The sequence below is a fragment of the Microcystis sp. M20BS1 genome, from assembly GCF_020245305.1.
GTDB classification, from domain to species: Bacteria; Cyanobacteriota; Cyanobacteriia; order Cyanobacteriales; family Microcystaceae; genus Microcystis; species Microcystis ichthyoblabe_A.
Map to the genome: position 1 here is coordinate 1 of NZ_JADBUZ010000122.1, position 22,354 is coordinate 22,354.

Sequence of the window (22,354 nt, forward strand, 5' to 3'; positions counted from 1 at the left end):
ATTGGGGAAAAAACCAAAAAGTTTAGCAGCACCTCCCAAGACGGCCACCACCAAAGCGATGAGAATCCCCCGGTTGGTAAATTCCTGATAACCAACCCGTGTAGTTAATCCCTCGATTTTCTCGTCTAATACTTTAATATCGCCTTTTAACTCGGCTTTGAGTTCGGCCTGTCCGATTTCTAATTTTGTGAGACGTTCATCGATTTTATCGATTTTACTCTCAATCCTTGTCAGGATAGCTTCTAGGGAATAAGTTACAGTTTCGTTGGACATTTGCTAAACTCCTATGGGGTTTTCGGGTTTTTTGAGCAGCTATTTATTATGATCATAAAGCTCGTAGCCTTGCCTAGTAGCCACTTCTAGTTACTTCATTGTCATAAATAAGGGACTTGCGCTTTGATAATGTACCTTTTGGGCGAACGCAGTTCGCCCCTACATTGTGGACAAAATCCGTCTTTGGCTATAAAGATAAAAGCGGTCGCCCCAAAATTGGCAATAATGTCAGGATTACCGCCGGCGCTAAAGTCTTGGGAAATATTACCATCGGCGATAATGTCACCGTGGGCGCAAATTCAGTGCTAGTCAAGGATATTCCACCTAATTGCGTGGTGGTGGGTATTCCCGCTCGTATTGTTAAACCGGACGGCGTTAAAGTAGATGAAAAATTATAAACGTTGACTTAAAATATATTCGGCAATTGCCAGATCTCCGGGGGTAGTAATTTTTAAGTTAGTTTCTTCACCGACGACAATTTTGACGGGAAAACCACATTTTTCTAATAAGGCGGCATCGTCGGTGACTTCCCAAGCTAATTTTCGGCCCTGTTCATGACATTCTTTTAATAATTTTACCTGAAAACCCTGGGGCGTTTGGGCCGCCCACAACCGAGATCGATCGGGTGTATCCTTAATCCAACCCTTGCTATCGACAATTTTAATCGTATCTTTCACCGGAACCGCCGCTATGAAACCCTGACAAGTGGCTAAAGCGACAGCACAGCGATCGAATAATTCGGGGGTGGCTAAACATCGCGCCCCATCGTGAATTAAAACCGTCTCAGCCCCCTCTGGCAGGGCTTGTAAGCCATTGTAAACCGATTTTTGTCTGGTTTCGCCTCCTTGTATGATTTGCACGGGTTTAAGGGCATTTATGGCGGTTATAATTTCTCGGATCTCCTCAAAGTCTTCCGGTTGTGCCATGATGCCAATCCAGATAATTGCCCTGGATTGCATGGCAGCCAGCAAAGTCCAAGCGAGGAGCGGTTTTCCGTGCAGGGTGAGCAGTAACTTGTTGCGATCGCTGCCCATCCGTTTACCCATTCCCGCTGCTGGAATTAACAAATACATATTTTTTTCAGGTAAAAAGTTAAGAATTCAATAGATTTGGTCTTTGATCCCCCCTTAATCCCCCCTTGATTAGGGGGGTGCCGATGATTGTTAATAGCTTAAATAAGCCCAAAACTCTCCCTCTTAAGAGAATAAATCGAGGGGAAAGTGACCATAAGTACCGACTAATTGATCATTTTCTGATTGACAAGAAACCAGGACACCGCGATAGGTTCCCGTATAAGAATCGAGATAGGAAGCTTGTCTTTGGGTATTATATTTAATATACACCGCTCCCTGTTCTGGCTGGTCTTCTGGGAGACTATTAGGCAGGGGGTATCCTAGGGCTTGTAGATAACCTTTCAGAGCTTTAAATCCCTCTTCATTGTTATCGGCACAGATACCTAAATTAATTGATTCCGAACCTTGGTTAACCAATAAAATTGCCTGTCTTAGAGCTTCTTCTTCTTCATGAGATTGGGCAATTTTTAGTTTAATACATCCATATTCTTTTAGGAGTTTCAAAGCTTCTTCAATAGACATGAGCGGTTAGATAGGCGGGGCTAAAGATAAAAAATAAGCTGATGCTGCTGTCCTTAACGACAAATTCCCAAGTAAAAAAGCCCTAAATCATTGGGGTTTAGAGATAGGAAAATTTTGCATTGGTCTTAATCGTAAGATCGCCAATTTCGATCATATCAGGTTGGGGACAGGAAAATTTATCGGGGTTGTTTGATTGCTCCATTTTGTGCGGGCATTTCACGCGCTGCTTTTTGATAGCTGAAGTAAGCACGGCTCTCCTAGGTTTGGTGGGTAAAATGTATTCTAGGATACATTTCTCAAGAGCGAGGGGGTGGAACGAACCACAAAGACACAAAGGACACAAAGATCGATCGATCATTATGTAAGTTAAACTGATCACACAGAACCTAGAAGAGCCTAAACTTTTTCTAGAGCTTTTTCTTCGCTTGTTTCAGAGTCTTGCAGTTAAATTTCCGCCACGGCTCTTTCGATTAAACGACGAGCCAGGGTTTGAATGCCGGTATGTTCATAGTAATTAGTCGTCATATCGAGAAATGCCCCAACATACACCAATTTATCGGCAGAAAAGTCGATAAATCCCTGAATTTTGCTCAATAATCCCTGCTGGCTCAAATCGCGATCGCTGACAAAACTACTCATCCAACCTTTAGTCGAGTCGAAACTTTGACCGATAAAGTCTAATTTTCTGGCAGTATTTCCCCCCGGAATCAATTCTTTAATACTGCCGAAAGTGGAGTTAGATTCTAAGTCTTCTGGGTGGAGAATACTGAGGGTGGATTCCACTTTGCGGATAAAACTGCCCCCCAGAGGAATCAAACCATCCAAACAAACTAACGCCGCCATCCGCATCAGGGATTCGCCGCTATAATCTCCCAGAGAAGTGACGAAATCCCCGATACTATCCCCCGGAATGCCATTAATTTGACAAAAAGCGACTAATTCAGTCACTAATTTCAAGGTTAGATCGATGGTTTGCGCTTTTTCGGGGGCAGGGGTTAATCTTTCGATTAAACCGCCCATGAGGGGAATTTTACCACCGACGGCATTAGCAAGAGAGGCGGTGGCTAGGGCATTATCGGCGCTGTCGATGGTTTGGTAGAGCCAGAGCGCCCGTTGATAGCCCTGGGATTTATCATTAAACAACCAAACGGCTCGATCGCCAATCTGTTGGATCATGCTTTCGTCGGTTTCGCCGGTGACTTTGATAATCGTATTTTTAAACCCGACTAGGTTATCCCACTCTCCCGGCACCACATAATCAAGGGTTTTGAGAACTTTGACGGTGAGATTATTAGTCGGTAATTCGTCCACCAGTTCAAAAATTGGCTTACTCACGGATGTCTCCTTACTTTAATTTTGCTAAACCATCTAAATCGAACTTAGCTAACCAAGCTTGGCGATCGCTGGCGGTAAAATCTGGCTCCCGCGATAAAACCTTGACTTGATAGCGATTATTGACTAAAACGGCGGTGGCAGTTGCACCCTGTTCCACAGAGGGAAAACCTTTAATTGTGGTTTGACTGTCTTGGAATTTATTGGCTGCGGCGGGATTATTGCTAATGTCAGATATGGCTAACATAGCCAGAACTTTGCCATCTTGCTTCAGTTTTGCCTCAGCAAAGCCTTTTTTCTCCTGGGTATAGACGCGCTCGTATCCTCCCCCAGAAGGCGGGAAAAACCGATTAAAACTGCCGCCAGAGGTGGATTCTTTCACCACTGCCGCCGCCCCGCGAGCGGTACTTTCCTGTTGCGCCCGGTCAAATTGCGAGGGAGCTTTAGCACAGGAAGTTACTAGCAAAAGTGTCGCTAATACCCCTGCTATCAAGATTTTGCCAAATCGAAAGCTCATAGTTCTCTTAATTAAAACTTGCTCATGTTTGTTTGTAGTATATCTCTCGCTTATTGCTTATTATTGTTAAGTTTTTCTAGATTCTCTCACACCAGACCGGGAAAAACAGAAAATCAGCAAAATTCAAGTCATTAACGAAGGCAGGGGGCAGTCCCGATGAAAAAATTTTCACCCCCACAGATGAAAGAGGTTTCTTTCCCTACACCCCACACCCTACACCCTGCCCCCAGGAAAACCTTTTTCGGCAAACCCCAGCTACAGTCCCGCAATTGCCCCTCGCGCCATAGATGCGATCGCTTGTTCCGTGGCCCGGGGTAGATGATAATATTTACCCCCAGCTTTTAGGGCTAATTCTTTGGCAAAACCAGTGGAGACGAATTTTTTCTCTGTATCGATAACCAGCAGTTTGATGCCTAAAGAGCGAATTTTAGCGGCAATATCGAGCAGTTCTGCCTTAATATCGGGTTTTTCCCCCTCCGGAATCGGTTCGCCTAGAGATTTCGCCAAAGGAATATTACTTCTACCGTCGGTAATCGCCACAATCACCACTTGACCGATATCCCCCGATAAACGGGCATTCATCCCCACATGAACCCCTTGGGTTAAACCGTGAGCTAAGGGGGAACCGCCACCACAGGGCAGGGTTTCTAGACGTTTTTTCGCTAGGGTAATCGATTTGGTCGGCGGCAATAGTACATCTGCTCGCTCACCCCGGAAAGGAATCAGGGCAATCTGGTCGCGATTTTCGTAAGCTTCCGTTAACAGACGCATAACCGCACCTTTGGCCGACTGCATCCGATTCAGGGCCATGGAACCGGAGGCATCAACCACAAAGACAATTAAAGAACCGGCCTTGCGGGCCAGCCGTTTTGAGCGCAGATCCCCTTCTTCTATAATCACATGACGTTCGGGATTTCTTAAGCGACGGGCTTTTTGATAGGGTGCGGCCGCCCGGAGAGTGGCATCGACGGCGACTCTTTTCACCTTGCCCCGGGGTAACATCGGCTTAATATAACGTCCCCTATCTTCCGAGAAAATCAGGTTACGCGCCCCCGATTTCCCCTGACGCTGGGCCATCTGGGCAAAATACAGCACACTAGGATCCAGTAAAACCCCTTCCGGGTCGAAAACAAATTCTTCCGGCAGATTATCGGGCTGTTCCGGTTCTTTTTCCTCCTCTTTCTCCTCCTCTTTTTCTTCCTGTTCCTGCTGGTTTTCGTCTTGGGGCGGTTCCGGTGGTGGCGGTGGTGGCGGTGGGGGCTGTTGTTCCTGTTCCGGAGGTGGTGGCGTAATCAGCGATCGAGGTACAATAACTAATTCGACGGCTCTTTTTAAGTCATCGGCACTGACTAAATCCCGACCTTCTAAAGCGGCGGCGGCCTTGGCTACTCTCACGGCAAAAATCTCGGCGCGATGACCTTCTACCCTACCGCGCACCGCTTCTTCGACTAGATAACTAATTTGTTCGGGTTTAATTTTTACCTCTTTTAACCATTCCCTGGCTAGGATAATTTCGGTTTTTAGATCATCGATTTCTTGGGCATATTGGGCGATAAAAGCGGTGGGAGAAACAGCATACTCGATCGCCTGATTGACGGCGGTTACTCGTTGGTCTAAACTAAGGACACCATCGGCGGAAAGCGCAATGGCAATTCTATCTAATAAATGGGTTCGTAAATCCCCTTCTTCTGGGTTATAAGTAGCGATCAGGATTGGTTTACAGGGATGTTGAAAACTGATGCCTTCCCGTTCGATTTGGTTGCGTCCTTCGCTTAAAACTGTGAGTAATTGGTTAGCAATTTGGTCATCGAGTAGATTAATTTCATCGATGTAGAGAATTCCCCGATGGGCGCTGGCTAATAAACCGGGTTGAAAGACTGGTTCCCCCTGTTTCACCGATTCTTCCACATCGACGGAACCCAATAAACGATCCTCGGTGACTCCCAGGGGAATCTGCACGAAAGGGGCCCGGATAACTTCCGTGGGGACCTCTCCACTGCTATATTCTTCTTTAGTGCGATCGTCCCATTCGTCGGCATTGTTGGGATCACAATTAAAGACATTACCTGCGATAATTTCGATCGGTGGCAGTAAGGAATGTATCGCTCGCGCCATGACTGATTTGGCGGTTCCCCGACGACCGGCAATTACCACACCCCCCAGGGCGGGATCCACGGCAGCTAAGAGTAGGGCTAATTTAATCGCTTCTTGGCCGACAACGGCAGTCAGGGGAAAATTGAGGGTCAGAGTGGGCATAGATCTAGATTCAGGCGGCCAAATTCTAGTGTAAAACAGAAGCTCCCTGGTCTGGCGCTTTTCCCCTTTTGATTCCCGAACTCAGATTTTAAGTAGGTAGGCGTTAAAAATTATCAGACACCCCCCTTATCAAGGTAGGGCTGTTTCATTCTCCCATCAGAATATCAAAAGTAAAAGCGATCGCTGTCTTTGTAAAATGAGTATGTACTCTCAGACAATTTCAAGAGAGATAGGCTTTTAGTGGCTTGAGAAGAAGCTTTATCAATTTATTCATAATAAATATTGGCAGAGGATTAAAGATTAGTTATTGTAACTAACTCTTTTGATTAGAAAAAGATAAACTTGAGAATCTTCAGTCAAATTTATTGACTCAAAATCAGCTGTACTTAATTTAAATAAATCAACCCTAGGGAGCAGAGAGCTTTTTTCAATGCTCAGTCAACAGTAAAAAGTAATCAGTGAACTGAAAACTCAAATCTGACACCTGCTAACGGCTAACTGCTAACTGATAACTGAGAAAACGGTAGCAATTTCTACCAAAAGTCCCAGTAAAATTCGTTATTGTCATAAGGTCATGACAAAATGTAATTAAAACCAGAAAGAATGCGGATCGAGCAATTGCAAGCCTTTTTAGCCGTAGCCGATACAGGCAATTTCGGTCAAGCTGCCCGCCAGTGTGGAGTCACCCAATCGACTATCAGCCGCCAGATTCAATCCCTAGAAACCGATTTGGGCTTACCTCTTTTCCATCGTACCGCCCAAGCGAAATTAACCATTGCTGGCGAGAAATTACTGCCCCGGGCGAAACGAATTTGTCAAGAATGGACGAATGTTCACGAGGAAATCACTGACCTACAGGCGGGAAAACAGCCAGAATTGTGCGTGGCGGCGATTCATTCCGTGTGCGCCCACTATTTACCGCCGATTTTGCCGAAATTTTGTGCTGAATACCCAGAAGTGCAGTTAAGAGTTACAGCTCTGGGCAGCGATCGCGCATTAAAAGTGCTGCGGGATGGTTTAGTAGATCTGGCCTTGGTAATGAATAATCGTTTTCTCACCTCTAGCCCAGAGATGGTGGTAGAAATATTATACGAAGAAGCGATCGAAATTCTCATGGCCGCTAATCATCCCCTTGCCCAATACAAAGAAGTGCCATGGTCGGAATTAATCCCCTATCCGCAAGTGGTTTTCAAAGATGGCTACGGAATGCAAAGATTAGTACAAGAATGGTTTTCCCGTCAGGATGCCCACCTAAAAACTGTCATGGAATTAAACACCCTTGATGCTTTTCGCGGTGTGGTGCGTCAGGGTAATATTATCGCTCTTCTGCCTCAATCTGCCCTGATGGAAGCGCGTAGCGATGCCACCCTCGCCATTCGTCCTCTTGCTTCCCCTAGTGGCGAAAATCCCCATCTTAACCATGGTAAATTTAGTCATCGTCTCACCCGTCAGGTAGTCCTTGTCACCACCAGCGATCGCCTACAGATACCACCGATCGCTCATTTTTGTCAATTAGTGCGGCAAATGAATCAAAGTGTGGTTAAAAGCTTAGAAAATCACCCTGTCCAGCCTTAGCAATTCCCATCAATCCCATTTATCCTTTATTTTCTTCCTTGAGATGAGCGATACTTTTCGAGAATTATTAAAAGCGATCGGTAGTGGCACCCATACGGGCAAAAATCTAACCCGTCCCGAAGCGGCGATGGCCACCAAGATGATGTTAACCCAAGAGGCAACCCCAGCCCAAATCGGCGCTTTTATGATTGCCCATCGCATTAAACGCCCCACCAGCGATGAGTTAGCGGGAATGCTTGATGCCTACGCCGAGCTTGGTCCGCAAATAACCCTAGAATCAGCCTCTTTTCAGCATCCGATCGCTATTTTTGGCAATCCCTACGATGGACGCTCTCGCACTGCCCCGGTTACTCCGATCACTACTTTAATCTTAGGGTTGGCGGGGGTTCCCGTAGTCCTGCACGGGGGCGATCGAATGCCGACTAAATACGGTATTTCCCTCAGGGAAATCTGGCAGCAATTAGGAGCAGATTTTAGTCAATTATCCTTAGCAGCAGTGAAAGACTGTTTAATCACCACAGGATTGACTTTTTTCTATATTCCGCGCCATTTTCCCCTAGTACAGAATTTTGTCACCTATCGGGAGCAAATCGGTAAACGTCCGCCCATGGCCACGGTAGAGTTAATGTGGTCGCCTTTTGTGGGTAATATTCATCAGATATCGGGTTTTGTTCATCCCCCCACCGAGGATCGTTTTCGCGAAACTTTCGCTCTGAGAAATATCTCTCACTTCACCACCGTGAAAGGATTAGAGGGGAGTTGTGATTTAGCCTGTAATCGGACGGCGATTATTGGTCTGGGAAATCCCACCGATACCCCTTCCTTTCAGCGATTTTTCCTAAATCCTCGCGATTATGGCTTCTGTCCCTCGGATTATCCCCTCGAATCTTTAGAGATGCTCACCGCTAAATTAAAGGGTTTATTAGCTGGAGAAAATAACGAATTAACCGACGCGGCAATTTTTAACGGTGGTTTTTATCTTTGGCGCTGTGGAATTGCCCCAGATATCCCCACGGGTTTCCAGCAAGCAGAACAATCTTTACAGTCAGGAAAAGCCCTGGCTAAACTAGAACAAATCTGTAATTATCTGGAAAATCAGGAATAGATAGGAATAAGGCTGTAGGGGAAATTACTTCTAAATCAATCATTAATTTGAGAAGTTGGGCCAAGAAGGTAAACCCCAGACTTGGTGTAACTTCTCGGTTTAAAGATCAATGCTTTTGAAAAAAAATTTTCCCGACTGCATCATTTCCGCGCTCAAGGGGGAAAACCATGACTACGGTGAACGATTTAGAAGTTTCTAATTCCTATCACAGTCGCCCGTAGAGAAGCCACCATGTCTGCAATTAACCCCTCGACGCTCGAAACTAAATTTATCTCCCCCTCTTTTTCTGTCCTAAAATTGAAGGAAAACTCGATCGACCTAGATGAAGATTTTCTCGGCAGTGATTTAGAAGATAATTTAGTATCTAGTCCCCAAAAAAGCTACAGCAACCGTACAACTACCGATTTAGTCCGTTTATACCTACAAGACATTGGCAGAGTGCCTCTACTCAAACGAGACGAGGAAGTTGAACAAGCGCAACGGGTGCAGCGTCATCTGTCTTTACTGAAATTGCGCGCCACTGCCGTTAAACAAGGTGATACACAAGTACAGCAATTTGTCAAGTTAATTAAGATTTGCGATCGACTGACCGCCCTTCGGCTTCTCTCAGGGTCAACTCGATCAGCCCATCGTCCCTCCCTAGAAATTTGGGCAGAAACTGCCCAAATCACCGTGTCTGAGTTAAAAAATGCTTTGAAAGCGGGAAAACAGCGTTGGGCGCATCTAGCGGGCTTAGAAGTGGAAGAATTGGAAGAAATTATCGCCCTTAGTACCTGTGCCAAAGAACAGATGATCAAGGCCAATTTACGTCTGGTGGTGTCGGTGGCCAAAAAATATCAGAATCGCGGTTTAGAATTATTGGATTTGATTCAAGAGGGAACCCTAGGTTTAGAATGCGCCGTCAAGAAATTTGACCCCACCAAAGGCTATCATTTTACTACCTATGCCTACTGGTGGATTCGTCAAGGAATTACGAAGGCGATCGCGACTCAAAGCCGGATTATTCGCTTACCGGTGAGTATTACCGAAAAACTCAACAGAATTAGGAAAACACAACGGAAAATCTCACAAATGCGCGGTCGTACTGCGACCGTAGAGGAAATTGCCCAAGAGTTAGGGATGACTCCTGAAACTGTGCGGGAATTGTTGATGAAAGTGCCACGTTCGGTTTCCTTAGAAATAAAAGTGGGTAAGGAAAAAGATACGGAATTAATAGACCTTTTGGAAACTGAAGAAGTGTCTTCAGAAAATCGTCTTGTCTATGAATCTTTGCAAAGAGATATGAGAGAATTATTGGCAGATTTAACCACTCGCGAACGAGAAGTGATTGAATGGCGCTATGGTTTTCTCGATGGTAAATCCCATTCCTTGGCTGATATCGGTCGCATCTTGGAATTATCCGGGGAAAGGGTGCGAAAAATTGAGTTGAAAGCGTTGCAAAAACTGCGTCAATCCGGGCGACATCATCAAATTCGCGATTATTTTGAAGCTTTGAGTTAGTTAGATCACCAACAGAAGAACCCTATTAGGGAGTTAAATACTCCCTGATAATATCCACTAGAAACCCGATCATCGGGCATTTGGTAGCCACATAAATCCCACCAATGCCCAAAATATTGCCGTCGGATTAATACGTCCAATTTTGTTTCGTCTGTAGGGTGTAGGTTCCGTCGCGCACATTGACTCGATGGGGGATCAGCTTCAGGTCTCGGAAGATATTAGCTTGGTGTTGTAGGGCCGTCAGAGAGCGATCGTCGATCGGGATAATGGCACGTTCAGAGGCCCGTTGTTCAAGATTAGTGATGATCGCTGGATCGATCTCGTGGTGAGCTGCCAAGCGTCTAGTCGCCTCTAACTCCTGTTGTTTCGCCCAAGCACCTGCCTCGTTCACTTCTTCTAAAATCACCTTCAGTACATCGGGATAATCCCGCACCAATTCGGGAACTGCATAATAATAGGTCGGCACTTCTAGAGAGGCGTTTTCCCCAAAGATACCCCCTAGATCGGCCACCGATCTTCCCGGATAGGTGCGCGTCTCGGTGGGGGAATAGGGAACCCACACCACCCAAGCGTCGATCTCACCGCGACGGAAAAGCGCCAGTGCTTCCGGTTGGGTTGCATACACCGGTTCGATATCGTTTAATTCTAGATTCACTCTCATCAGGGCGCGGATAAGGACGTAATGGGCGCTCGAACCTCGATCGAAGGCGATTCTTTTTCCTTTTAAATCCGCCAACGTCTCTATTGGCGAATCCTCTGGCACGAGAATCGCCTGACCTTTCGGGGCGGTATATTTTTCCTTGGCTACCCGGACGAAGACGTGTTCCGCCGCTTGGGAGAAAATACTCGCCGTACCGCCACCACCGCAGAAATCGATCGTTCCGTTGCTCAAGGCCTCGATCAGAGAGGAAGCGGCCAGAAAACTCGTCCACGTTACCGTCACCCCAAAGGGTTTTAAGCGTCTTTCCAGAAAGGCCTGGGCGCGGAGAACTTCCAGATTGGTCATACCCTCGGGATAGCCGATCTTGAGGGTTCCTAACCGCCGCGCTTGTTTGGCGAGGGGAGTGATATCGGAGGGGGTCGAGCGCTTGAACCAGCGATCGATCGCGATACAGAAGAGAATTCCAGCGATAAATAATCCCACGGTTTCCAATAGCCGGGGAGTGGTATTTCGGGGGAATTTAAAGCTATCGACGAGGTTCAGAATCGGGTTATCCGAGCGAGAATTTTGACCGACGGCGATCGTGTGGGAAAATCCAGCCAGGAGAAAGCTCCCGACCAGGCTGGTAACAAAAAGCACCGCAGGACGAACTGCCCGCCAATTTCGCCACGGTTTCCAGAGACACTTGATCGAACGGTGGAGCATGGGATTTCTCGCAGAAAACAAGATTTATCGTCGGGAAAGGAGACAAGAGGGAAGGGTTTCCCAGCTTGATCCCTTCGACTTGGCTCAGGGCAAGCGGGAGAGGTTCCATTAGTTTTATCTACATACTATAGAAATCCACGACTCCTAGATTGTGTAACAAAGTACATTTATAAATGTATTGAAAATGATATAGTCTTAAAATGAAATTGCGCCCGCATTTGAGAGATCGAGGTGGTATGGATGGATTGGTTGATCGAAATCGTCAAAATCGCGGTGGCCACCGGCATAGCCACCACCTTCGACGACAATATTTATCTAACTGGCTTCTTTAGCGAGGTAAATCGTACCTTTCGCCCGGTTCACGTCGTCGTCGGCGAGCTAGTCGGGTTTACGGTCTTGGTATCGGTTAGCTTGATGGGTTTTCTACTCGGCTTAATCATCCCACCGATTTATATCGGTCTTCTCGGAATCTTGCCGATCCTCATCGGTGTGAGAAATTTACTGACGTTAAATCGGGATAACGAGAGGGAAACCGCAGATCACAAGGTGAATTTGCAAAGAAACGCCCAATTTCATGGATTCGCCTCCCGCAGACTATCCCTCGCTCAAGTCCTCAGAGATCGCCAAACCTATAAAGTTTCCGCAGTCACGATATCCAATGGCGGCAATAATCTCGGTATCTACATTCCCCTATTCGCCAATAGTACCGTGGCGCAGTTAGCTGTCATCATCCCGATCTGCTATCTAATCGTTTGTACTTGGTTATTTCTCTCCTATAATCTAACCCGCCAACCGGGGATCGCGGTCGTCCTCAGCCGTTATGCGAGTAAGCTTTTCCCTTTTGTGCTGATGTGGTTGGGGCTACGGATTATTCTCGATAACGGCTCCTATCGCCTGTTGATTCCCATCGGGTAAATTAGACCCCCGTAAAAATCGCCAATCTCCGGCTCCCACGGGAGTCAAAATTCAGGAAGAGAGAAGAAAAAATTAGTTGGTTTAGATCAACCTTATCGAGAAAATCCCGATGAATGTATCACTGTTGTCAATTCGATCGCTGTTTCGTCGCTTTCGTTCCTTATCGGGGAGGAGCTTCCTTTCCTTCCTGTTAGTGGGACTGTTGGCAAGTATTGCCCTCGCCTCCTGCGGGGGGATCGGCTCAAAACCGGAGGTGAAACTGAATCTCGTTTCCTTCTCGGTCACAAAAGCCGCCCACGACCAGATTATCCCGAAATTCGTCGAGAAATGGCGGAAAGAGCATAACCAAAAAGTCATTTTCCAGCGGAGTTACGGCGGTTCCCTGGCCCAGGCCGATGACGTGATCGCAGGGAAACAAGAGGCGGACGTGGTACATCTGGCCCTTCCCCTCGACGTGATGCGGATATCTCAAGCTGGCCTGATTAATCGCGGTTGGGAAGATCGGGTGCCGCGGCGGGGGGTGGTGAGTCACTCGGTTGCAGCGATCGTGACGCGGGCGGGAAATCCGAAAAAGATTCAATCTTGGGCGGATCTGGCTAGAGAGGACGTTACGGTTCTATCCGCCGATCCGAAAACTTCCGGGATCGCTATTTGGCAGTTATTAGCCCTCTGGGGTTCGGTGACGCAAACGGGGGGCGAACCGCAACAGGCATGGGATTTTGTCCGCCGGATCTATCAAAAGATTCCCACCCTAGCTAGGGACGCACGGGACGCCAGCAATGCCTTTTTCCAAGAGGGAAAGGGCGATGTTTTAGTCACCTACGAAAACGAGGTAATTCTAGCGGCAAGAAATCAACCAGATACCAATTACTTAGTCCCCCCGGTCAATATCTCGATCGATAATCCCGTGGCGGTGGTGGATAGAAATGTCGATAAACACGGCACGCGAGAGGTGGCCGAGGCCTTTGTGAATTTCCTCTATTCCGAGCCGGCACAACAGGAATTGGCCAAATTAGGCTATCGCTCGGTCAATCCCTTCGTGGCCAAGGATGAAGGACTACAATTTCCGCCGATCAAGACCCTTTTCAACGCCCAAGATCTCGGCGGTTGGACGTTGATCGAAAAGGAATTTCTGGCCAATAACGGCATCTTCGAGCAGATTAAAAACCAGTCGGCTTCCTAACATTTTTCCCGCTTTAATCTATGAAATTCTCTCATTATTTTTTCCTAATCTCCCTTCTGATGGCCAGTAATTTGATCGCCGGTTGCGGTCGCCCGGCCGACTCGGCCGAGAAAGAAGCGCCAGTCTCGATCGACGGAGGTGCGGTGGGTTTCGCCCTCTCCCTCGCCGTTGCCGAAGAATATCAAAGAATCCATCCCGAAGCGCGGGTAAGCGTCGCCACCAGTGGAACCGGGGGCGGTTTTAGTAAGTTCTGCGCCGGAAATCTCGACATTGCCGGGGCATCGCGGGTGATCCGGAAAGAAGAGATCGAGAAATGTCGGGAAAACGGCGTGGAATTTCTGGAATTACCGATGGCGATCGACGGATTGGCGGTGATTGTCAATAAAAAAAATCAATTCGCCAAGTGTTTAACGATTAAAGAACTCGATAAAATGTGGAACACCAAAGCGGAGGGTAGGATTACCAGTTGGAAACAGATTAATCCCAAATTTCCCGACGAGAGATTATTACTTTTCGCCCCGCCTTCCGATACGGGAACCTTCGATTATTTCACCCAAGCGATTACGGGAAAACGGAGAAATAGCCGCACCGATTTTACCCCGAACCGCAATCAAAACGCCCTCGTACAGGGGGTGATCGGCAATCCATCCGCGCTTGCGTATTTAGGCATCTCTTTCTATATGCAGAACCAAGATCGATTGAACTTGGTGGCGATCGAAAATAATGAAGGAAAATGCGTCAAACCGGTCCCCATCCATAACGTTCTCCGCAATGTCTATAATCCCCTTTCCCGTCCCCTGTTTATCTACGTCAACAAGAATAATTTAAAAACGAATCCATCCCTGGAAAAATTCGTGCGCTTCTATTTAGAAAATTCATGGAAATGGGTCGATGGCGTGGGTTACGTCGCTTTACCTGATGAGGCCTACGTCAAAACCCTGCGGAAATTCGAGCGCAGGGAAACGGGATCGAAATTCGGCAAAGCTAAACCGGGAGAACCGATCACGAACTTTATCTAAAAAAGGAATTTTGTTAAACCATGACCTTAACCCCGAGTTCTTTCGATAATTCTTTTTTCGCGGCAGATAATTCACTCCTCAAGCGCCCCGGCGAAGATATTCAAGAGAAGATGATCGCGGTCATTCTCTTCGCTTGCGCCTTCGTTTCCGTGGCGACGACGATCGGCATCGTGGCGATTATTTTTAGCGAAACCTGGGGATTTTTTCAAGAGGTATCTTTCGCCCAATTCTTTCTCGATACCCGTTGGACTCCACTGTTCGCCACCCCTCATTTCGGCATCTGGCCGCTAATTAACGGGACATTTTTAACCACGGCCATCGCTATGTCCGTCGCGGTTCCTTTAGGCCTATCTTCCGCGATCTACCTCGCCGAATACGCAAAACCGAACCTAGCGGCGATTTTACGCCCTGCGGTGGAACTTCTCGCCGGGATTCCCACGGTGGTGTACGGGTACTTCGCCCTACTGGTGGTCACGCCCACTTTGCGGAATCTTTTCCCCGTCGAGATTTTTAACGCCCTCAGCGCCGGGTTAATGATGGGGATCATGATCACTCCCACGGTGGGATCGATTAGTTTAGACGCGATCCGAGCGGTTCCCCGTTCCCTGCGCGAGGGTTCCTACGCCCTAGGAATTACCAAGCTGGAAACGATTTTTAAAGTGGTTCTCCCCGCCGCCCTCTCCGGGATCATGGCCTCGATTATTTTGGGAATGTCGCGGGCGGTGGGGGAAACGATGACGGTGTTGATCGCCGCCGGCTCGCAACCCCGGCTTACCCTCAATCCCTTCGAGTCGATCGCCACGATGACCGCTTTTATGGCCGAGATTTCCGGGGGAGATGCGCCCCGGGGCAGTCTCAGTTTTAAAACCCTCTACGCAGTCGGCGCGGTGCTTTTTTTGATCACGTTGGCACTGAATCTGGCCAGTTACTGGATCTCCCACCGTTTTAAAGAAAAATACGATTGATTTGCCATGGTTAAATCCTCTGTTAAGTCCGATACCGTTGAATTTATCGACCATCTGGAACGCCGGGAGGCGATCGGCAAATTCTGCGAGTATCTTTTCCTCTTCGGTTTACTGATCGGTTTGTTCGTTCTGGCGCTGTTGGTGTTGAATATCGCCCACGATGGACTCGGACGACTCTTAACCCCCGGATTCCTCACGGAAACGCCTTCCCGTTTCCCGGAAAGGGGCGGTATCCGTCCGGCGATCATCGGTAGTTTCTATCTGGGAATTATCGTGCTTCTCGTGGCGGTGCCGATCGGGGTCGGGTCGGCTTTGTATCTAGAGGAATACGCCCCGAAAACTTGGTGGACGGCACTGATCGAGGTGAATATCGGCAATCTGGCCGGGGTTCCCTCGATCGTCTATGGTTTATTGGGATTAGCGGTTTTTAACTATCTGCTCAATTTTGGCCCGACGCTGATTTCCGGTGCGTTAACCCTTGCGCTTCTCTCGCTGCCGGTGATTATCGTCACGGCGCGGGAGGCGATCCGGGCGGTTCCCGATTCCCTACGCCAAGCCTCCTACGGTCTAGGCAGTACCAAATGGCAGACGATCCAACACCATGTTTTACCCTACGCGGTGCCGGGGATTCTCACGGGGGTGATTATCTCCGTGTCGCGGGCGATCGGGGACGCGGCTTCCTTAATGGTCGTCGGTGCGGTTAGTTTCCTCACTTTCGATCCTGGTTTATTCCAACGCTTTATGGCACTACCGATTCAAATTTTCAGCTATATCACCCGTCCCGAACCCGGTTTCGCCAATGCGGCGGCGGCCGCGATTATCGTTCTGATCCTGTTAATTCTCGCCCTCAACGCCATCGCCATCTATCTACGTCAACGCTATTCGACACCGAATTAGGGAAGGCAGCAGGCGGGAGGTTAGATAAGTCTATTTAACTTTTTAATTGCCCACTCCTCTACTCCCCACTGCCCTCGAAACACATCTTTAACCATACTCAGGAGAATTTTTACCATGACTACCCACCTTAACGCCGATCACAGTGTTTTCGAGGCGGAAGGAGTGAAAGTTTTTTATAATGGATTTCTCGCTCTTCTGGACGTTCATATTAAAATTCCTGCACGAAAAATCGTCGCCTTTATCGGGCCGTCCGGTTGCGGGAAAAGTACCCTTTTGCGCTGCTTTAACCGAATGAATGATCTGATCCCCGGCGCCAAGGTGGAGGGAAAACTACTTTACCGAAATCAGAATATTTACGATTCGCAGGTCAATGCAGTCAAGTTACGGCGACAGGTGGGGATGGTTTTCCAACGTCCCAACCCTTTTCCCAAGAGCATTTACGAGAATATCGCCTACGCGCCCCGAACCAACGGTTATCAGGGAAATCTGGACGAATTGGTCGAGTATTCCCTGCGGCAGGCGGCGATCTGGGAGGAAGTAAAGGACAAACTGAAAGAAAAAGGAACGGCACTATCGGGGGGACAGCAACAGCGCCTCTGTATTGCCCGTGCGATCGCTATGAAGCCAGATGTTTTATTGATGGATGAACCCTGTTCGGCCCTCGATCCCATCTCTACCCGTCAGGTGGAGGAATTGTGCCTACAACTGAAGGAAAGTTACACGATCGTCACCGTCACCCACAATATGCAGCAGGCATCGCGGATCGCCGACTGGACGGCATTTTTTAACACCGAAACCGATTCGTCCGGGAAACGCCGGGGAAAATTAGTCGAATTCAGCCCCACGGAAGTTATGTTCGGCAATCCGCAAACCGACGAGGCCCGGGAGTATATTACTGGGCGATTCGGGTAATTGAAACGGAAAAAAGGCTGATAGTCTGTTTTTCAAAACCGTGCGCGGTTTTATGCCGAGACACCCATTGCTATGAATAGAAAGGACTGGATTTTCGCTATTTTGTTGGTTTTTGTCCCGATCTCGATCGCTGGGAATTTCCTGCGTTGGGACGTGACGATCGTTTTCCTGAGTGCCTGTCTAGCGATTGTTCCCCTGGCCGCTTACATGGGAAAGGCAACCGAGGAAATCGCCGTCGTGGTCGGTCCTAATCTTGGCGGTTTATTGAACGCCACCTTCGGCAACGCTACCGAATTAATTCTCGCCTACGCCGCCCTCGAAGAAGGTTTGATCGAGGTGGTGAAAGCGACGATTACCGGTTCGATTATCGGGAATCTGCTGCTGGTAACGGGCTTGTCGATGTTTTTCGGCGGCTTACGCTATAAAGAACAGAAATTCCAGCCCGTGACCGCCCGTTTAAATTCCTCGTCGATGAATCTCGCCGTCGCGGCGATCCTCCTACCCACAACCTTTCAATACACCTCCGCCGCAATCCAGGAGAGCGCCCTACAGCGTCTCTCGGTAGCGTTGGCGGCGGTATTAATTTTTGTGTATTGTCTGAGTCTGCTTTTTTCGATGAAGACCCATACCTATCTTTACGAGGTGGGGGGCGCAGCTCTCGATGAAGAGCCAGGAGAAGCCGTAAGCGTAAAAAAGCCGAATCTCTGGCTGTGGGTGGGGATATTACTGCTGGTGACCATCGGGGTGGCGATCGAATCGGAATTATTAGTTAATACCCTAGAGGAAGCCACGCATAAATTAGGATTAACGACCCTTTTCACGGGGGTGATCCTGCTGCCAATTATCGGCAACGCGGCCGAACACGCCACCGCGGTTAGGGTCGCCTTAAAAGACAAAATGGATCTGGCGGTTTCTGTCACCGTCGGTTCGAGTCTGCAAATCGCACTTTTTGTCGCACCCGTCCTCGTGATTGCGGGTTATTTCCTCGGTCAGCCGATGGCTCTCGATTTCGATCCGTTTGAATTGGTCGCCGTCGCCGTCGCGGTGTGGCTGACTAACTCGATCAGTAACGACGGTCGCTCGAACTGGCTAGAGGGTATATTACTCGTCGCGACCTACGCGGTGATCGCCCTCGCTTTCTTTTTCCATCCCGCAGCGGCCTAGGGCGATCGGTCGTGGGAAATACAGTTTCTCGATCGGGATAGGTAGTAAAATTCTCCCGTTCCAGAACCTTTGAAGGAAAAGCCGAACAAGGTTTAACGAACGGACGAACCCGACGGCCATCTTAAGGAAAAAAACCATGATCGAGATTGTGATCGCGATATCTACCGGTGTAGCGGCATTCGTCGCCACCAACCTCGACGATATATTGATCCTGACGATTCTATTCAGCCAAACGGGGAAACTCTTCCGTCATCGCGATATCGTCATCGGTCAGTATATCGGCTTTAGTCTGCTGGTTATTGCCAGTTTAGCGGGGTTTTTCGGGTGTTTTCTCATCCCTACCCCGTGGATTCGCTATCTAGGCCTCGTTCCTGTGATTCTCGGCATCGTTTCCCTTCTCAAAGAAGAGGAGAAGGAGGAAGAGCCGGAGAATGTCGAATTGGACCTAGAGGGTGCGAAAGATTCCCCCTTCGGTGGTTGGTTTGACCCGCGCACCTATAGCGTGGCCGCGTTGACCGTCGCCAACGGCAGCGATAATATCGGTATTTACGTTCCCCTGTTTGCCAGTAGTACCGTGACAAGTCTGATCGTTATCGTCAGCGTGTTTTTGATTCTGGTGGGGGTTTGGTGTGCGTTCGCCTACGGGTTGACCAGTGTGCCGACCATCGCCACTATCCTAACCAGTCAGGGAAGTACCTTTGTTCCCTGTGTGCTGATCGGTTTAGGGATTTTTATCGTCAAAGAAAGTATTCCCCTCACGTTTTTGGCCTTAGCAATTAGTTATCTCTGGGCGATCATCGGTCGCAGTCAGGGACTGGCAAGAAAATAAAGTACCATTTATTTACTAGGCAGAATTATCACATTAAATCTGGTTATTAAAAACTGATTATTTATTTCTCCTTTTGCCTTTTGCCTGTCCTTATAAGTAGCCTATACTCAACGGATTTAGTATCCCATCCCAAGGGGTAATTCTGAGTGGGGTGTAGGGTTAGGAGATTTTAACTCACTGAGAACAACGATTTGATGCGTTGCATTCCAGACGTTTTTGACGTTCTGCTAAGATTGTTTTTAAATTCGGTCTTCCGGTTAAGGTTAATCGCCAAGAAGCCCAAATTTCATAGATAATATCCACTAGAAACCCGATAACCGGCCATTTGGTAGCGGCATAAATCCAACCAATGCCCAAAATATCATAGACTTGGCGAAACACTTCCACATTTTGGAGGATAGTACCATCAGCTAGTACGGCGTGGATTCGTCCCATGGCTGCCGCGAAGGAAATACCGCCATTTTCCTCCGGATTATAGTTTTCGGCGGCAATATCGACAAAAGCAACTAATCCTCTCCCAGCATCCTGTTTTTGCAGAAAATTAACCTCCCGCAAGCAGAGGGGACATTCTCCATCGTAGAGGAGTTTAATTTTCCAAGAGGGCGATCGAGTAGAATTTTCTAAGGTATCAGCAGATTGAGTCGGTAAAGATGACATGATCTTCTAGGGATTCTCTTTTCAGTGAACAGTAAACAGTAAACAGTAATCAGTGAACTGAAAACTCAAATCCGATCACTGACTCCTGACTCCTGATGATTATTTTATGGCAATTCATCAGATTGGATGGGATCACTCTCTATTGGTTCTCGATCATTGCGTTTTGAGAAACCCCAAGCAAAGAGGATAGCAATTAAACTAATCATAATCCATTCCGGCGGCACAAAATCGGGACTAATCACCCGCAACAACAATCTTAAACCCACCAAACCGACGGTGACAAAACCAGCATCTTCTAGGTGGGTGTATTCCTCTAACCAGCGAATAAATAAACCCGCCATAAAGCGCAGGGTAACTACTCCGATCGTACCACCAAGCAGGATCAACCAAGTATCATCGGCCACGGCGATGGAGGTGGTAACACTATCGAGGGAAAAAGCTAAATCGGTAACGGCAATTAGGGGGATAGCTTGCCAGAGAGATTGAAACTTGAGACTATGATGGGTGTGATCCTTGTCTTCAGGGGAGGCAAAGTAATTAAAGACTAACCAGAGCAAATATACTGCTCCCAAAAGTTCAAACTGCCAGTATTTAACCACCCAGGTGGCAGTAAGAATCAAGACCATACGGAGAATATAGGCGAAAACTAAGCCAATATTCAAGGCCTGACGTTGACGCTGATGATCTCCTAATCCCTGTGCTATGGAAGCGAGAGCAATGGCGTTATCTGCTGATAATACCGCTTCTAGGGCAATGAGAACCAACAGAATTAACGGGGTTTTTAGACTAAGGGTTAGAGATGAATCAAGGAGCGAGTCTAACATTGAGGCCGCAGGTAAAAATAAATGTAATCATGGCAATATCTCAGCTTAACGCTTTTACAACTTTCTTTTCTAGGGGAGATAACCGTCATCGGGGTGGGGAGATATGAAGTCTTGTAACGAAATGATGCAGAGAACCCCGATGATGTCGGAAAGTATTGGATGAATATCTTTATGAGGAGATAATCAGCAATGCTTTCTGATACTCAAGTTCTAGTCGCTCTGGTAATTGCTTTAATCCCCGGGATTTTGGCTTTTCGTCTAGCGACGGAACTTTATAAGTAAAGTCGCTTTCAATAAACCCCAATCCCGTCTAACCTAGTTATAGGATAGACCGATTGGGGTTTTTTCGGTTATCGGTTATCAGTGATTGGGTGTAAATTGAAAGTAATTAGCCACCTTTCTCACCGATTTTACTTGTACTCATAAATCTATGACCGCACGAACACGAAACCAAACCGACAAAAAACCACAAAAAAAGCAAAAAAGCGGCAATAAATCCCAAAAATGGCAAATTATCGAGATTTGGCTGCGAATTATTGCCTATAGCGCCATTTCCATCACGGCGGTTTTTGCGATCGCTCGTTTGTTACCCTACCAACAGATGCAACAGGCAAAACTGGAGGAAGTGCGTTTGGCAGCCCAAGAAAAGGAGGAACGCGTCAATCAATTGCGCGGTCAATTTACTCGCAGCTTTGATCCTAGTCAAGCGCGGCAAGTGATGGGGGAACAAAGTCCCCGACGGGATCCTAATCAAAGACGCATTTTTTGGGTTTCTCAGTAGAATTGAGCGAGATAAATGCGTTTTTGAGCAGATTATTTGAGTATTTTGCCGATGCTGGTTGTTCACAACGAAAAAATTCTCGATTTCATTAAATACCGCTACTCTCTGGGGGATCTTCAGAGATTATCCGCGTTTTTGTCGGAAAATGATGTCTTGAGATTTCCCCATCTGGAAAATGGCTTATTTCCAGCAGCATTAGTCAGTAATGAGACAGAATACACTGGATATGCCAATGTTTGGCTGAGGGATAACGTTTATCTGGCTTATTCTCACTATATTATCGGACAGACAGCGATCGCTGTCAAGAATATTCAGACTTTGATGAACTATTTTCAAAAGTTCCAAAGGCGTTTTATTAATATTATCCAAGGTCGGGTTAATCCTGAAAAGATCAGGGAACGTCCTCATATTCGTTTTGAGGGACGTACACTAACGGAAATTGACCAAGTTTGGCAACACGCACAAAATGATACTCTTGGCTATTTTCTCTGGTTTTATTGTCGTTTAGCACGGGAAAAATATATTCAGCTTTCCCCCGATTGTCTAGAAACAATTGCCCTATTCCCCTTATATTTTCAAGCGATTAGTTATTGGCAGGATGAGGATAGCGGTCACTTAAATCAGGTTTTTATGTCAAGCTATTTTGAAAGCCTTGCTAGAAACCAGTTTTAGGGATAAGTATAATTAGG

The 22,354-nt window shown here is 47.4% G+C and carries 23 protein-coding genes and 1 pseudogene; 15 read left to right on the forward strand and 9 right to left on the reverse strand.

What is annotated here, in order from left to right; translation table 11 throughout:
* Nucleotides 1–273 (reverse strand): DUF4164 domain-containing protein (locus IM507_RS13040; protein WP_287637139.1); only part of this gene is annotated, 273 nt, incomplete at its 3' end.
* Nucleotides 274–458: 185 nt separating this feature from the next.
* Between IM507_RS13040 and IM507_RS13045 the strand changes: the two are divergent.
* Nucleotides 459–671: pseudogene (locus IM507_RS13045) on the forward strand (serine O-acetyltransferase); the annotation flags it as partial.
* Here the strand turns inward: IM507_RS13045 and ispD are convergent.
* The 5 genes from ispD to bchD form a co-directional block, all read right to left on the reverse strand.
* The gene (ispD, locus tag IM507_RS13050) at nucleotides 666–1,346 is read right to left on the reverse strand and encodes a 2-C-methyl-D-erythritol 4-phosphate cytidylyltransferase (protein WP_002792529.1); all 681 of its coding nucleotides are present in this window, start codon (nucleotides 1,344–1,346) and stop codon (nucleotides 666–668) included. The pseudogene IM507_RS13045 and the gene ispD sit on opposite strands and share 6 nt — an antisense overlap.
* 123 nt (nucleotides 1,347–1,469) lie before the next feature.
* Nucleotides 1,470–1,868, reverse strand: a complete 399-nt coding sequence (locus IM507_RS13055; protein WP_123229940.1) for a DUF1824 family protein — start codon at nucleotides 1,866–1,868, stop codon at nucleotides 1,470–1,472.
* 444 nt (nucleotides 1,869–2,312) lie between these two features.
* A complete protein-coding gene (locus IM507_RS13060; protein ID WP_123229939.1) occupies nucleotides 2,313–3,203 on the reverse strand; it encodes a hypothetical protein in 891 nt (296 codons plus the stop codon).
* Nucleotides 3,204–3,213: 10 nt separating this feature from the next.
* Nucleotides 3,214–3,717: a hypothetical protein gene (locus IM507_RS13065; protein WP_287637140.1), complete on the reverse strand. Its 504-nt coding sequence runs from the start codon at nucleotides 3,715–3,717 to the stop codon at nucleotides 3,214–3,216.
* A 255-nt stretch (nucleotides 3,718–3,972) separates the two neighbouring features.
* The gene (bchD, locus tag IM507_RS13070) at nucleotides 3,973–5,973 is read right to left on the reverse strand and encodes a magnesium chelatase ATPase subunit D (protein WP_002736428.1); all 2,001 of its coding nucleotides are present in this window, start codon (nucleotides 5,971–5,973) and stop codon (nucleotides 3,973–3,975) included.
* Between the two features lie 603 nt (nucleotides 5,974–6,576).
* Between bchD and IM507_RS13075 the strand changes: the two genes are divergently transcribed.
* From IM507_RS13075 to sigC, 3 genes are all read left to right on the forward strand, one after another.
* Nucleotides 6,577–7,548, forward strand: a complete 972-nt coding sequence (locus IM507_RS13075; protein WP_002737888.1) for a LysR family transcriptional regulator — start codon at nucleotides 6,577–6,579, stop codon at nucleotides 7,546–7,548.
* A 43-nt stretch (nucleotides 7,549–7,591) separates the two neighbouring features.
* Entirely contained in the window at nucleotides 7,592–8,653 is a 1,062-nt protein-coding gene (locus IM507_RS13080; RefSeq protein ID WP_123229937.1) for an anthranilate phosphoribosyltransferase family protein, read from the forward strand.
* 231 nt (nucleotides 8,654–8,884) lie between these two features.
* Complete coding sequence (gene sigC / locus IM507_RS13085) at nucleotides 8,885–10,153, forward strand: RNA polymerase sigma factor SigC (RefSeq protein ID WP_002736286.1); 1,269 nt, start codon at nucleotides 8,885–8,887, stop codon at nucleotides 10,151–10,153.
* A 127-nt stretch (nucleotides 10,154–10,280) separates the two neighbouring features.
* Here sigC and IM507_RS13090 read toward each other — a convergent pair whose 3' ends face one another.
* Entirely contained in the window at nucleotides 10,281–11,519 is a 1,239-nt protein-coding gene (locus tag IM507_RS13090; protein ID WP_287637141.1) for a sulfonate ABC transporter substrate-binding protein, read from the reverse strand.
* Nucleotides 11,520–11,759: 240 nt separating this feature from the next.
* Here IM507_RS13090 and IM507_RS13095 point away from each other — a divergent pair, with 240 nt between their 5' ends.
* The 8 genes from IM507_RS13095 to IM507_RS13130 all read left to right on the forward strand — a co-directional run bounded on the left by IM507_RS13095 (nucleotide 11,760) and on the right by IM507_RS13130 (nucleotide 19,403).
* Entirely contained in the window at nucleotides 11,760–12,434 is a 675-nt protein-coding gene (locus tag IM507_RS13095) for a cadmium resistance transporter (RefSeq protein WP_002736458.1), read from the forward strand.
* A 109-nt stretch (nucleotides 12,435–12,543) separates the two neighbouring features.
* The gene (locus tag IM507_RS13100) at nucleotides 12,544–13,617 is read left to right on the forward strand and encodes a sulfate ABC transporter substrate-binding protein (protein ID WP_123229936.1); all 1,074 of its coding nucleotides are present in this window, start codon (nucleotides 12,544–12,546) and stop codon (nucleotides 13,615–13,617) included.
* A 20-nt stretch (nucleotides 13,618–13,637) separates the two neighbouring features.
* A complete protein-coding gene (locus tag IM507_RS13105) occupies nucleotides 13,638–14,636 on the forward strand; it encodes a PstS family phosphate ABC transporter substrate-binding protein (RefSeq protein WP_069475480.1) in 999 nt (332 codons plus the stop codon).
* 20 nt (nucleotides 14,637–14,656) lie between these two features.
* Nucleotides 14,657–15,601 (forward strand): phosphate ABC transporter permease subunit PstC, encoded by a 945-nt coding sequence (gene pstC, locus IM507_RS13110; protein WP_287637142.1) that lies wholly within the window; start codon nucleotides 14,657–14,659, stop codon nucleotides 15,599–15,601.
* Nucleotides 15,602–15,607: 6 nt separating this feature from the next.
* On the forward strand, nucleotides 15,608–16,498 hold the full coding sequence (gene pstA, locus IM507_RS13115) for a phosphate ABC transporter permease PstA (RefSeq protein ID WP_004163295.1): 891 nt from the start codon (nucleotides 15,608–15,610) through the stop codon (nucleotides 16,496–16,498).
* Between the two features lie 114 nt (nucleotides 16,499–16,612).
* Entirely contained in the window at nucleotides 16,613–17,410 is a 798-nt protein-coding gene (gene pstB, locus IM507_RS13120) for a phosphate ABC transporter ATP-binding protein PstB (protein WP_042790648.1), read from the forward strand.
* Between the two features lie 72 nt (nucleotides 17,411–17,482).
* Nucleotides 17,483–18,574, forward strand: a complete 1,092-nt coding sequence (gene cax / locus IM507_RS13125; protein ID WP_002737894.1) for a calcium/proton exchanger — start codon at nucleotides 17,483–17,485, stop codon at nucleotides 18,572–18,574.
* Nucleotides 18,575–18,710: 136 nt separating this feature from the next.
* The gene (locus IM507_RS13130) at nucleotides 18,711–19,403 is read left to right on the forward strand and encodes a cadmium resistance transporter (protein WP_002735272.1); all 693 of its coding nucleotides are present in this window, start codon (nucleotides 18,711–18,713) and stop codon (nucleotides 19,401–19,403) included.
* A 174-nt stretch (nucleotides 19,404–19,577) separates the two neighbouring features.
* Here the strand turns inward: IM507_RS13130 and IM507_RS13135 are convergent, their stop codons facing one another.
* Both IM507_RS13135 and IM507_RS13140 read right to left on the reverse strand, forming a co-directional pair.
* Entirely contained in the window at nucleotides 19,578–20,060 is a 483-nt protein-coding gene (locus tag IM507_RS13135) for a thiol-disulfide oxidoreductase DCC family protein (protein ID WP_002803512.1), read from the reverse strand.
* 104 nt (nucleotides 20,061–20,164) lie between these two features.
* Nucleotides 20,165–20,884, reverse strand: a complete 720-nt coding sequence (locus IM507_RS13140; protein WP_002737049.1) for a TerC family protein — start codon at nucleotides 20,882–20,884, stop codon at nucleotides 20,165–20,167.
* A gap of 189 nt (nucleotides 20,885–21,073) precedes the next feature.
* Here IM507_RS13140 and psaM point away from each other — a divergent pair, with 189 nt between their 5' ends.
* From psaM to IM507_RS13155, 3 genes are all read left to right on the forward strand, one after another.
* Nucleotides 21,074–21,166, forward strand: coding sequence for a photosystem I reaction center subunit XII (gene psaM, locus IM507_RS13145; protein ID WP_012264462.1), 93 nt, complete (start codon nucleotides 21,074–21,076; stop codon nucleotides 21,164–21,166).
* Nucleotides 21,167–21,314: 148 nt separating this feature from the next.
* Nucleotides 21,315–21,665, forward strand: coding sequence for a slr1601 family putative cell division protein (locus IM507_RS13150; protein ID WP_287233375.1), 351 nt, complete (start codon nucleotides 21,315–21,317; stop codon nucleotides 21,663–21,665).
* Nucleotides 21,666–21,716: 51 nt separating this feature from the next.
* The gene (locus IM507_RS13155; protein WP_287637144.1) at nucleotides 21,717–22,337 is read left to right on the forward strand and encodes a glycoside hydrolase family 15 protein; all 621 of its coding nucleotides are present in this window, start codon (nucleotides 21,717–21,719) and stop codon (nucleotides 22,335–22,337) included.
* Nucleotides 22,338–22,354 lie beyond the last annotated feature (17 nt).

What these genes read in the sequence shown, in the direction of transcription:
- cax (WP_002737894.1), top strand. Translation starts at nt 17,483, where the DNA reads ATGAATAGAAAGGACTGGATTTTCGCTATTTTGTTGGTTTTTGTCCCG.
- IM507_RS13080 (WP_123229937.1), top strand. Translation starts at nt 7,592, where the DNA reads ATGAGCGATACTTTTCGAGAATTATTAAAAGCGATCGGTAGTGGCACC.
- IM507_RS13065 (WP_287637140.1), bottom strand. Translation starts at nt 3,717, where the DNA reads ATGAGCTTTCGATTTGGCAAAATCTTGATAGCAGGGGTATTAGCGACA.
- IM507_RS13130 (WP_002735272.1), top strand. Translation starts at nt 18,711, where the DNA reads ATGATCGAGATTGTGATCGCGATATCTACCGGTGTAGCGGCATTCGTC.
- IM507_RS13150 (WP_287233375.1), top strand. Translation starts at nt 21,315, where the DNA reads ATGACCGCACGAACACGAAACCAAACCGACAAAAAACCACAAAAAAAG.
- IM507_RS13100 (WP_123229936.1), top strand. Translation starts at nt 12,544, where the DNA reads ATGAATGTATCACTGTTGTCAATTCGATCGCTGTTTCGTCGCTTTCGT.
- sigC (WP_002736286.1), top strand. Translation starts at nt 8,885, where the DNA reads ATGTCTGCAATTAACCCCTCGACGCTCGAAACTAAATTTATCTCCCCC.
- pstB (WP_042790648.1), top strand. Translation starts at nt 16,613, where the DNA reads ATGACTACCCACCTTAACGCCGATCACAGTGTTTTCGAGGCGGAAGGA.
- IM507_RS13075 (WP_002737888.1), top strand. Translation starts at nt 6,577, where the DNA reads ATGCGGATCGAGCAATTGCAAGCCTTTTTAGCCGTAGCCGATACAGGC.
- IM507_RS13155 (WP_287637144.1), top strand. Translation starts at nt 21,717, where the DNA reads ATGCTGGTTGTTCACAACGAAAAAATTCTCGATTTCATTAAATACCGC.
- bchD (WP_002736428.1), bottom strand. Translation starts at nt 5,973, where the DNA reads ATGCCCACTCTGACCCTCAATTTTCCCCTGACTGCCGTTGTCGGCCAA.
- IM507_RS13095 (WP_002736458.1), top strand. Translation starts at nt 11,760, where the DNA reads ATGGATTGGTTGATCGAAATCGTCAAAATCGCGGTGGCCACCGGCATA.
- pstA (WP_004163295.1), top strand. Translation starts at nt 15,608, where the DNA reads ATGGTTAAATCCTCTGTTAAGTCCGATACCGTTGAATTTATCGACCAT.
- IM507_RS13090 (WP_287637141.1), bottom strand. Translation starts at nt 11,519, where the DNA reads ATGCTCCACCGTTCGATCAAGTGTCTCTGGAAACCGTGGCGAAATTGG.
- IM507_RS13105 (WP_069475480.1), top strand. Translation starts at nt 13,638, where the DNA reads ATGAAATTCTCTCATTATTTTTTCCTAATCTCCCTTCTGATGGCCAGT.
- IM507_RS13055 (WP_123229940.1), bottom strand. Translation starts at nt 1,868, where the DNA reads ATGTCTATTGAAGAAGCTTTGAAACTCCTAAAAGAATATGGATGTATT.
- IM507_RS13135 (WP_002803512.1), bottom strand. Translation starts at nt 20,060, where the DNA reads ATGTCATCTTTACCGACTCAATCTGCTGATACCTTAGAAAATTCTACT.
- ispD (WP_002792529.1), bottom strand. Translation starts at nt 1,346, where the DNA reads ATGTATTTGTTAATTCCAGCAGCGGGAATGGGTAAACGGATGGGCAGC.
- IM507_RS13140 (WP_002737049.1), bottom strand. Translation starts at nt 20,884, where the DNA reads ATGTTAGACTCGCTCCTTGATTCATCTCTAACCCTTAGTCTAAAAACC.
- psaM (WP_012264462.1), top strand. Translation starts at nt 21,074, where the DNA reads ATGCTTTCTGATACTCAAGTTCTAGTCGCTCTGGTAATTGCTTTAATC.
- pstC (WP_287637142.1), top strand. Translation starts at nt 14,657, where the DNA reads ATGACCTTAACCCCGAGTTCTTTCGATAATTCTTTTTTCGCGGCAGAT.